7 protein-coding genes and 1 tRNA gene are annotated in these 9618 nt (G+C 69.0%); 5 read left to right on the forward strand and 3 right to left on the reverse strand.

All coding sequences use genetic code 11. From position 1 onward, the window contains the following. Positions 1-186: 186 nt before the first annotated feature. Both budA and HMPREF0731_RS11100 read left to right on the forward strand, forming a co-directional pair. Positions 187-888 (forward strand): acetolactate decarboxylase, encoded by a 702-nt coding sequence (budA, locus tag HMPREF0731_RS11095; RefSeq protein WP_007004215.1) that lies wholly within the window; start codon positions 187-189, stop codon positions 886-888. A gap of 303 nt (positions 889-1191) precedes the next feature. Next, entirely contained in the window at positions 1192-2538 is a 1347-nt protein-coding gene (locus HMPREF0731_RS11100) for a hypothetical protein (protein WP_040612681.1), read from the forward strand. Between the two features lie 200 nt (positions 2539-2738). Here HMPREF0731_RS11100 and HMPREF0731_RS11105 read toward each other — a convergent pair. Then, a tRNA-Val gene (locus HMPREF0731_RS11105) sits at positions 2739-2813 on the reverse strand. 203 nt (positions 2814-3016) lie between these two features. Here HMPREF0731_RS11105 and HMPREF0731_RS11110 point away from each other — a divergent pair. Continuing rightward, entirely contained in the window at positions 3017-3748 is a 732-nt protein-coding gene (locus HMPREF0731_RS11110) for a DUF3108 domain-containing protein (RefSeq protein ID WP_007004217.1), read from the forward strand. A 120-nt stretch (positions 3749-3868) separates the two neighbouring features. On the opposite strand, the gene gph is transcribed toward HMPREF0731_RS11110, so the two are convergent. Then, the gene (gph, locus tag HMPREF0731_RS11115; RefSeq protein WP_040612997.1) at positions 3869-4519 is read right to left on the reverse strand and encodes a phosphoglycolate phosphatase; all 651 of its coding nucleotides are present in this window, start codon (positions 4517-4519) and stop codon (positions 3869-3871) included. Between the two features lie 90 nt (positions 4520-4609). Here gph and glmU point away from each other — a divergent pair, with 90 nt between their 5' ends. Both glmU and glmS read left to right on the forward strand, forming a co-directional pair. Then, positions 4610-5932, forward strand: a complete 1323-nt coding sequence (glmU, locus tag HMPREF0731_RS11120) for a bifunctional UDP-N-acetylglucosamine diphosphorylase/glucosamine-1-phosphate N-acetyltransferase GlmU (RefSeq protein WP_007004219.1) — start codon at positions 4610-4612, stop codon at positions 5930-5932. Continuing rightward, positions 5932-7755, forward strand: coding sequence for a glutamine--fructose-6-phosphate transaminase (isomerizing) (glmS, locus tag HMPREF0731_RS11125; RefSeq protein ID WP_007004220.1), 1824 nt, complete (start codon positions 5932-5934; stop codon positions 7753-7755). Before glmU ends, glmS begins: the two co-directional genes overlap by 1 nt. A 24-nt stretch (positions 7756-7779) precedes the next feature. Here the strand turns inward: glmS and HMPREF0731_RS11130 are convergent, their stop codons facing one another. Then, entirely contained in the window at positions 7780-9522 is a 1743-nt protein-coding gene (locus HMPREF0731_RS11130; RefSeq protein WP_007004221.1) for an ABC transporter ATP-binding protein/permease, read from the reverse strand. Between the last annotated feature and the right edge of the window lie 96 nt (positions 9523-9618).

Consider the following 9618-nt stretch of genomic DNA (forward strand, 5'->3'; position numbering starts at 1 on the left):
CGAGGGCGGCCCGCGCGGCGGCCAGACCCAGGCCCCGGCGCCGGAGGCCCCGGCCGCCCCGCGCTGAGGGGCGCGGTTCCGGAACGGAAGGCCCGGCGGAGAAATCCGCCGGGCCTTCGCTTTTTCCGGGGTGGCGCGGTTGCGTCGCGGCCCGGGCTGGGCTGCGCTGGGGCCGGAGGATCCGCCATGCACCGCACCGCCTACCTGTCCGCCCCCGTCAACGCCCTGCTGGACGGGCTCTACGAAGGCACCGCCACGGTGGCGGAGATCCTGTCGCAGGGTGATCTCGGCCTCGGCACCTTCGAGGAGCTGGATGGCGAGATGGTGGTGCTGGAAGGCCGCGCCTGGCAGGTGGACAACACCGGCGCGGCGCGCGAGGTGCCCGGCACCGCCCGCACGCCCTTCGCCTGCGTCGCCCCCTACCGCCCCGACACGATCGACGAGGCGTTGCCCGGCAGCGGCATCGAGGCGGCGGTGGAGGGGCTGATCCCATCCCCCAACATGCTCTACGCCATCCGCATCGACGGGGTGTTCGAAGCCTTGCGGGTGCGCAGCGTGCCGCGCCAGGAGGCCTACACCCCGCTGGTCGAGGTGGCGAAGCAGCAGGCGACCTTCGACTTCGCCGAGGCGGAGGGCACGCTCTGCGGCTTCTGGACGCCCGCCTTCCTGCACACGGTCGCGGTGCCCGGCTGCCACCTGCATTTCCTCGATGCCGCGCGGCAGCGGGGCGGGCACCTGCTGTCGGGCCGTATCCGGCAGGGGCGGATCGGGCTGATGCACCTGCCGCGCCTGACCATGGCGCTGCCGATGACGCTCGATTTCCTCACCGCCGGCCTCGGCCGCGACAGCGCCGCGGAGCTTGGGGTCATCGAGAAGGACCGGGAATGATGGAACCCAAACAAAGGCGGCCGGGTATTCTGTCATGGCGCGCCGTATGGCTCTGCTGAAAGGAGAGGCCCCAGGAGCGGGTGCGGCCGGGATTGAAGCTGTGACCCCGGATGCATGAATATTTTCGCGCCATGAATTCGAATTTATTATTGCTGTTTTATTGTTTGCCTTCCCCTGTGCGCCTGTTGGGAAATGCGAGCGCCAACCGGCGTTGGTTTGGCGCCGAGGCAGGTTTTTTGTGTTCTGGCTTGCGCGCCAAACCTGCGGCAAATAGTTACCTCTGGCCAATGAGGATCATAGCCGATGCAAACTCCCAGCGTTGTCCGCGAGGATTTGGACGCAAGCAACCGTTTGGCCTTCGCGATGGCGGCGGAGGGGCGATGGGAGGAGGCCGAGGAAATCCTTGTCCGCATCATTGGGCGAAACAAGAAGTATCTTCGGGTCAATAAAAAAGACGACTCTAATTTGTCTCTTTCGGTTCAATTTCCGGATGCCAGTCAGGTTCATGTTTCCTGGTTGTCTTACCGAATCGGCCATTCCCTGTTCCATTCGCGGCAGCCTCTCGCCGCGCGGGAATACTTTCGAAGGGCGATGGACTTGTCGGAGCGGAGCCGATCGCGGGATGCCATGTGGGCCACCTGCGCCAACTTCCTGCTTCTGTGCAATTTTGAGGTGACCACTGCGGATTGCCTGGCCGAGAACGACGCCCTGCTGGACGCCTGGCAGGAGCAGTTCGGCGCCCAGTGCTGGCACCTTCTTGGACGGAGCGCGCAGGCCTTCCTGGCGCGCCGCCACAAGGAAGCCGTTGATCTCATCGACCAAGCGCGGCACGTCGAGGCCGACAACCCCTTCGAGATCCCGACCCTTCAAAAGTCGATGCACTGCGTGCTGCCATGGGAGGAGATGCGGTGGGAGGCGTTGACCACCACAGCCGCGCCCGCTCCAGCCTGGGAGCTGGATCTGCGCCATGAGGTGGCGCGCGGCTCCGTGGTTCATCTTTGCGCCGCCGATGCCGGCTACTTCGCCAAGTTCGGAGAGGCATTCGTTCGCAGTGCGCTGAAGGCCGGGTTCTCGGACTTGATCCATCTCCATGTGGTCAACCCGGATGCGCGATCCCGCGAGCTGGTCAACCTCATCCACGGGCTGCCTGGGATCAAGGTCAACTTCAGTTTCAGCGAGTACCGGGACCAGCCCCACACCAAGGCTTATTACGCCACGGCGAGGTTCATTTTTGCCTCCCGGGTCATGGACCTCTACGGGTGCGACTTGCTCATCAGCGACATTGATGTGGCGCTGCAGCAGGATGCCAAGGATTTCGCATTGCAGTTCGCCGGCGCGGATGTCGGCGTTCGGGTCAGGCCGGTGAAGAATTACTTCCCGTGGAAAACGGTCATAGTAAATCTCGTCTACCTTCGCAATTGCGAGGCATCCCGCAATGCCCTCTCCTATGTTGGAAAGTATTTCTGGCTCATCGTGGGAGACAAGAGCCGCAGCGAAATCTGGGGCGTTGACCAATCGGCTTTTTTCTTCGCCGTCACCCTTCAGCCGGATGCCACGCCGATCCTGGACATGAACAAGCTGTCTGACAGGTACGTTTCATTCGCGGGCAACGATAAAATCGCTTGGGCATCGCGGATCTTGTCAAACTGAAGCTCTGCGGAGTTTTCCGTCGCCGTGACCAAAAGCGGGCCGCCTTCTGGAAACAGAAGGCGGCGTGACACAAAAGAGCCGCGTCAGGTTTTCGGGGTGGGGGAGATCGGCTTTGAATTTCAAAGCGAAAACAGGCCTCAAGGCGCATGGGCGCCGAGTGCCTTGTCATCCACGAAGGATGGAAATATGGGAAACCCCGATGGTGGGTGCGACAGGGATTGAACCTGTGACCCCCGCCGTGTGAAGGCGATGCTCTACCGCTGAGCTACGCACCCATCGGGGTGAGGCGGCTTTTACGGGAGGGCCGCAGGGCCGTCAAGCGGCTGCGCTGCATTATTTTCCTCTTCCAACAAAGGCATGGCGCCCCCATGTGATTCCCATGACATGGCGCCCTGTTCGCCCCCTGCTGGCCGTCCTGACGGGTTCCGCCCTGGGCCTGGGGGGGCTGGCGCTGCCAGGCCAGGCTCGGGCTGAGCCATTGCGCGCCATCTATGTGGTGCAGGCCGCAGGCATGCAGGTGATGCGGGTGGAGGTCGTGTTCGACCTGACCGCCCCGGACCGCTACCGCATCGAGAGCAGCTTCCGCTTCACCGGGGTGGCCGGCTGGTTCGCCAGTGGCCGGCAGGCGACGCGGGTGGATGGCGTCTGGGCCGGCGGTCAGGCGCGCCCGGTGCGCTATGTGGGTGACGGGCTATGGCGCGGCACGCCGCGGCAGACCGTGCTGGAATATCCGCAGGGCCAGCCGGTGGCGCGGCTGATGGTCCCCGAATCCGACCCGGACCGTGAGGCGGTGCCGCCCGAGCTGCAACGGAACACCGTGGATTCCCTGACCGCCCTGGCGCAGCTGACCCGCAACCTGGCCGCCACCGGCCGGTGCGAAGGCAGCGCCGCGGTGTTCGACGGCCGCCGCCGCGCCGAGTTCCGTGCCGTGACCGAGGGGCGCGACCGGCTGGCCCCCTGGAGCCAGGCCTGGCATGGCGAGGCGGTGCGCTGTGGCTTCCAGGCCCGGCAGCTGGCCGGTTTCCGGCACGAGGATGGCGCCGAGGCGCGCGAGCCACAGCAGGGCACCGCCTGGATGGCGCAGCCCGTGCCGGGCGGCCCGGTGCTGCCGGTGCGGGTGGAGATGCCGGGCCGCTGGCTGGGGCGGCTGACCGGGTATCTGGTGGAGATCAAGCCGGCGTGGTCCGAGGCCAGCGCGCCAGCCAGGTAAGAGTCTTCTTTTTCTGAAGAAAAAGAAGCAAAAAGACTTCGTTAGTTGGCGTCCCGCCTCAGGCCGTCAGCGGGACGCCAACGGAAAAAAGTTTTTGGTTCTTTTTTCAAAAAAGAACGCTTACTTTCCTAGAATCTTTTCCAGCATCTCCGGCAATTCACCGGCCGCCCGCACCACCGGCGCTCCATCCGCCATCTCCGGCAGGCCGTAGCCATAGCCGCAATACACCACGGGCAACCCGGCGCCGCGCCCGGCGGCGATGTCGTTGTGGTGGTCGCCCACCATCACGGCGCGGGCGGCGTCGCCGCCGGCCGCCTGGAGGGTGGCCAGCACATGCGCCGGGTCGGGCTTGCGCACCGGGAAGCTGTCACCGCCGCCCAGCGCCACGAACCGCCCCGACAGGCCCAGCGCCTCCAGCAGCAGGCGGGCGGCGCGTTCCGGCTTGTTGGTGCAGATGGCCATGGCCCAGCCTGCGGCCTGCAGCCGGTCCAGCGCCTCCGCCATGCCGGGGAACAGCCTGGTGTCCACCACCGCATTCGCTTCGTAATCGGCGATGAAGGCGGGCAGGGCGGTCGGGTCCGGGGCCAGGCCGCGGGCGGCGAAGCCGCGCTGGATCAGCATGGCCACCCCGTCGCCGATGAAGCGGGTGACTTCCTCCAGCGTGAAGGGGGGCTGGCCGCGCGCCGCCATCAGGCGGTTCAGCGCGGCGTGGATGTCCGGCCGGCTGTCCACCAGCGTGCCGTCCAGGTCGAAGATCACGGTGCGTTGCATGGCCGGCAGCTTTGCCATGTTTCGTGCGGCAATGCGAAGTGACGGTGTAAGCCCTTGCCCGGATTGGGTGGCTCCGGCACATCCCGGCGCATGTCCGCTGCTGCCATCCTGCTCGCCGCCGGTCTCGGCACCCGCATGAAGAGCCGCCTGCCCAAGGCGCTGCATCCGCTTGCCGGGCGACCGATGCTCAACCATCTGATCGCCGCCTGCGAGGGGGTGTTCGACCGCCTGGTGGTGGTGGTCGGCCCCGACATGCCGGCGCTGGAGAAGGCCGCCGCGCCGCATGTGACCGTGGTGCAGGCCGAGCGCCTGGGCACCGGCCATGCCGCGCTGCAGGCCGCGCCGCTGCTGGCGGATTTCCCCGGCGATGTCGCCGTGCTCTATGCCGACAACCCGCTGATCACGCCGGAGACGCTGAAGCGCCTGCGCGCGGCGCGGCAGGAGGCCGGTCTGGCCCTGCTGGCGATGCGCCCCGCCGACCCGGCGAAGTATGGCCGCGTGCTGCAGGATGCGGCCGGTAATGTCACCCGCATCGTCGAATGGGCCGATGCGTCGGAGGCCGAGCGCAACATCGGGCTGTGCAATGCCGGCGTGCTCTGCGCCCCGGCGGCGGATCTGTTCCGCTGGCTGCGCGGCGTGCGCAACGACAACCGCGCCGGCGAATACTATCTGCCCGATGTCGTGCCGCTGGCGGTGGCCGAGGGCAGGCGGGTGCGCGCGGTGGAGGCGCCGGAGGCGGAGCTGCGCGGCATCAACAGCCGTGTCGAGCTGGCCGCCGCCGAGGCCGAGATCCAGACCCGGCTGCGGCGCGAGGCGATGGAGAACGGCGCCACCCTGATCCAGCCGGAGAGTGTGGTGTTCAGCCATGACACGCGGCTCGGCCGCGATGTGGTGGTGGGGCCGAATGTGGTCTTCGCCCCCGGCGTCACGGTGGAGGATGGGGTGGAGATCCGCGCCTTCTCGCATCTGGAGGGCTGCGTGGTGCGGCAGGGCGCGGTCATCGGCCCCTTCGCGCGGCTGCGCCCGGGCACCGAGGTCGGGCCGCGCGCCCATGTCGGCAATTTCGTCGAGCTGAAGAACGCCGTGCTGGGGGAGGGGGCGAAGGCCAACCATCTCAGCTATCTGGGCGATGCCAGCATCGGCGCCGGCAGCAATATCGGCGCCGGCACCATCACCTGCAATTACGACGGCTTCGGCAAGTTCCGCACCGAGATCGGGGCGGGGGTGTTCGTCGGCTCGCACAGCACGCTGGTGGCGCCGATCCGCCTGGGCGACGGGTCGATGACGGCGGCGGGCTCGGTGCTGACCAAGGATGTGGCGGCGGACGCGCTGGCCTTCGCCCGCGCCCGCGCCGTGGAGAAGCCCGGGGGATCGGCCGCGTTCCGCGCCGCCCGCCGCAAGGAGACGAAGTAATGTGCGGCATCGTTGGCGTTGTCGGGCGCGAGGACGCCGCCCCCCGTCTGCTGGAGGCGCTGCGGCGCCTGGAATATCGCGGCTATGACAGCGCCGGCATCGCCACGCTGGTGAACGGCCATATCGAGCGCCGCCGCGCCGAGGGCAAGCTCGGCAACCTGGCCAGCGTGCTGGAGAGCCAGCCGCTGCCCGGCATCACCGGCATCGGCCACACGCGCTGGGCGACGCATGGCGCGCCCACCGAGCGCAACGCGCATCCGCACGCCACCGCCCGTGTCGCCGTCGTCCACAACGGCATCATCGAGAATTTTGCTGAGTTGCGGACGGAGCTCGAAGGCCAAGGCGTCCGCTTCGAGACGGAAACCGACACCGAGATCGTCGCCAAGCTGATCGACCACCTGCTGGAAGGCGGCGCGACGCCGGAGCAGGCCGTCTCCGCGACACTGAAAAAGATCCATGGCGCCTTCGGCCTGGCGATGGTCTTCGCCGGCCATCCGCGCAAGCTGATCGCCGCGCGCCAGGGCAGCCCGCTGGCCATCGGCTTCGGCGAGGGCGAGATGTTCGTGGGCTCCGACGCGCTGGCGCTGTCGCCGATGACGCGGCGCATCGCCTACATGGAGGAAGGCGACTGGGCGGTGCTGGACGCGCATTCGGCGCAGTTCTTCGACGCCGAGGACCGGCCTGTCGAACGGCCGATCAAGCTGACCTCGCTCTCCGGCGCGGCGGTCGGCAAGGGCAATTACCGGCACTTCATGGAGAAGGAGCTGCACGAGCACCCCGTCGTGCTCGGCGACACGCTGCGCCAGTATATCGAGCCGTCGAGCCGCGCCGTGGCGCTGCCCGCGCTACCCTTCGACCCGGCGCTGGTGCCGCGGATTTCCTTCAGTGCCTGCGGCTCGGCCTATCTGGCGGCGCAGGTCGGGCGCTACTGGATCGAGCAGCTGGCGCGCATCCCGACGGATTCCGACATCGCCAGCGAACTGCGCTACCGCGACCCGCCGCTGCCCGAGGGCGGTGCCGCCATCCTGGTCAGCCAGTCCGGCGAGACGGCGGACACGCTGGCGGCGCTGCGGCTGCTGAAGCAGCGCGGCCAGCGCGTGCTCTCGGTGGTGAACGTGCCGGAAAGCACCATGGACCGGGAGAGCGACGGCACGCTGCTGACGGTGGCCGGCCCCGAGATCGGCGTCGCCTCGACCAAGGCCTTCACCGCGCAGCTCGCCGTGCTGGCCAGCCTGGCGATCGGCTTCGGCCGGGCGCGCGGCAGCCTCTCGGCGGCCGAGGAGGCGCGGCTGACCTCGGCGCTGCTGGAGGTCCCCTCGCACGCCGCGGCGCTGCTGGAGGACGGGGCGGAGATCCAGGCCATGGCGCGGGAGGTGGCGGCGGCGCGGGACGTGCTGTTCCTCGGCCGTGGCAGCCTCTACCCGATCGCGCTGGAGGGCGCGCTGAAGCTGAAGGAACTCAGCTACATCCATGCCGAGGGCTATGCCGCCGGCGAGATGAAGCACGGCCCCATCGCGCTGATCGACCCGGCGGTGCCGGTGATCGCGCTCTGCCCCTCCGGCCCGCTCTTCGAGAAGACGGCGTCGAACCTGCAGGAGGCGGCGGCGCGCGGCGGGCGGATCATGGCCTTCACCGATGCCGCCGGCGCGCCCGCCCTGCGCCGCTTCGCCGAGCGGGTGGTGGTGCTGCCGACCGTTGACCCCTTCGTGGCGCCGATCCTGCACACCATCCCGGTGCAGCTGCTGGCCTATCACGCGGCGGTGCTGCGCGGCACCGATGTGGACCAGCCGCGCAACCTGGCCAAGGCGGTGACGGTCGAATAGCGCGGCCGCCGCCGGGGCGGGCGCTCAGGCCTCGCCCGGCGGCTCCGCCGGCAGCAGCGCGCCGCCGCGCAGCCGCAGCACCCGGTCATGGTGCCGCGCCACCGCAGGGCGGTGGGCGATGGAGAGGATGCCGGTCTCCGGCAGTTCGCGCCGCAGCGTGGCGTAGAGCTGCTCCTCCGCCTCGGGGTCGAGCGCGGCGGTGGCCTCGTCCAGGAACAGCCAGCGCGGCTTCAGCAGCAGGGCGCGGGCCAGCGCCAGGCGCTGCTGCTCGCCGCCGGAGAGGCGGCGGTCCCAGGCCTCGCTGTCGTCCAGCCGCGGCGCCAGCGCGCCGAGCCCGGCCTGCTCCAGCGCCGCCAGGATCTGCGCCTCCGGAAACTCGGCCGCCGCATGCGGATAGGCAATGGCGTCGCGCAGCGTGCCGAGCGGCAGATAGGGCCGCTGCGGCAGGAACAGCGCCTCACCCGGAGGCATGGCGAGCTGGCCGCGGGCGAAGGGCCAGATGCCGGACAGCGCGCGGAACAGGGTGGACTTGCCGCTGCCGGAGGCGCCGGTGACCAGCACCGCCTCGCCCGGCTGCACGGCCAGGCCGGTGTCATCGGCCAGGACGCGGCCATCGGGCAGGGCCAGGCGCAGCCCCTCGGCCCGCAGCGCGCCGTCGCGGGAGGGGTGGCGGGACAGCCCCTCGGTGGCGGCGGATTGCGCGGCGGAGAGGGCGCGCTGGAAACCGGTCAGGCGCTCCACGGTCGCGCGCCATTCGGTCAGGCGGGCGTAGTTGCTGACGATCCAGGACATGGCGCCCTGCACCTCGCCGAAGGCGGAGGAGGTCTGGATCAGCCCGCCCAGCGGCATGCGCCCGGCGAAATAGGCGGGCGCGGCGACCACGATCGGAAAGATGACGGCGAGCTGGCCATAGCCGGAGGTGAAGAAGGTCAGCTGCTTGGTGGCGCGCATGATGCCCCACCAGTTCTGGATCACCGCGCCGAAGCGGGCCAGCAGGGTGCGCTGTTCCTGCGCCTCGCCGCCATGCAGGGCGACGCCTTCCATGTTCTCGCGGAAGCGCACCAGGGCGTAGCGGAAATCGGCCTCGACGCGCTGCTGCAGGAAGTTCAGCCCGATCAGCTTGCGGCCGATGCGGTGCGCCAGGAAGGTTCCCACCACCGAATAGACCAGCGCCACCCAGACCATGTAGCCGGGGATCGAGACGCCCAGCACCTCCATCGGCCCGGACAGGCCCCAGAGCACGAAGACGAAGGAGAGCAGCGTCACCACCGCGTTCATCAGGCCGAGGCCGAGCGACAGCGTGTCGTCGACGAACAGGCGCATGTCGTCGGCGATGCGCTGGTCGGGGTTGTCGGTGCCCTGGTCGGTCAGGCTGATGCGGTAATAGGCGCGGCCTTGCAGCCAGCCAGTGAGAAAACGCTCGGTCAGCCAGCGGCGCCAGCGGATCTGCAAGGCCTGCTGCAGGTAGAGGGCATAGACGCCGACCAGGATGTAGATCGCGGCGACCAGGGTGAAGCCCGGCATGAAGCCGTCCTCATCGCCATGGCCCCACAGGATCAGCTGGGTGAAGGCGTTGAAATCCTTCGCCTCCAGCGCGTTGTAGAAGGCGCGCTGCCAGTAGGTGAGCAGCACGCCCATGCCGACCAGGGCCAGGTTCAGCAGGATGACGACGCCGAGCAGCGCGCGCGCCCGCCAGCGCTCCTCGCTGTTCCAATAGGGGCGGGCCAGGGCCCAGGCATCCCGCAGGAAGGGGGAGAGGCTGCGCATCGGGAGAGGCTTTTCGTCGGAGGGAAGCGGAGGGCAGGGCGGGAAGACCCGGCGCGGCGCGCGCGGCGGGCGGGGCCGGGCTCAGCCGGCGGCGAT

It is taken from the genome of Pseudoroseomonas cervicalis ATCC 49957 (assembly GCF_000164635.1).
GTDB lineage: Bacteria > Pseudomonadota > Alphaproteobacteria > Acetobacterales > Acetobacteraceae > Pseudoroseomonas > Pseudoroseomonas cervicalis.

What these genes read in the sequence shown, in the direction of transcription:
- glmU (WP_007004219.1), top strand. Translation starts at nt 4,610, where the DNA reads ATGTCCGCTGCTGCCATCCTGCTCGCCGCCGGTCTCGGCACCCGCATG.
- budA (WP_007004215.1), top strand. Translation starts at nt 187, where the DNA reads ATGCACCGCACCGCCTACCTGTCCGCCCCCGTCAACGCCCTGCTGGAC.
- HMPREF0731_RS11100 (WP_040612681.1), top strand. Translation starts at nt 1,192, where the DNA reads ATGCAAACTCCCAGCGTTGTCCGCGAGGATTTGGACGCAAGCAACCGT.
- glmS (WP_007004220.1), top strand. Translation starts at nt 5,932, where the DNA reads ATGTGCGGCATCGTTGGCGTTGTCGGGCGCGAGGACGCCGCCCCCCGT.
- HMPREF0731_RS11130 (WP_007004221.1), bottom strand. Translation starts at nt 9,522, where the DNA reads ATGCGCAGCCTCTCCCCCTTCCTGCGGGATGCCTGGGCCCTGGCCCGC.
- gph (WP_040612997.1), bottom strand. Translation starts at nt 4,519, where the DNA reads ATGCAACGCACCGTGATCTTCGACCTGGACGGCACGCTGGTGGACAGC.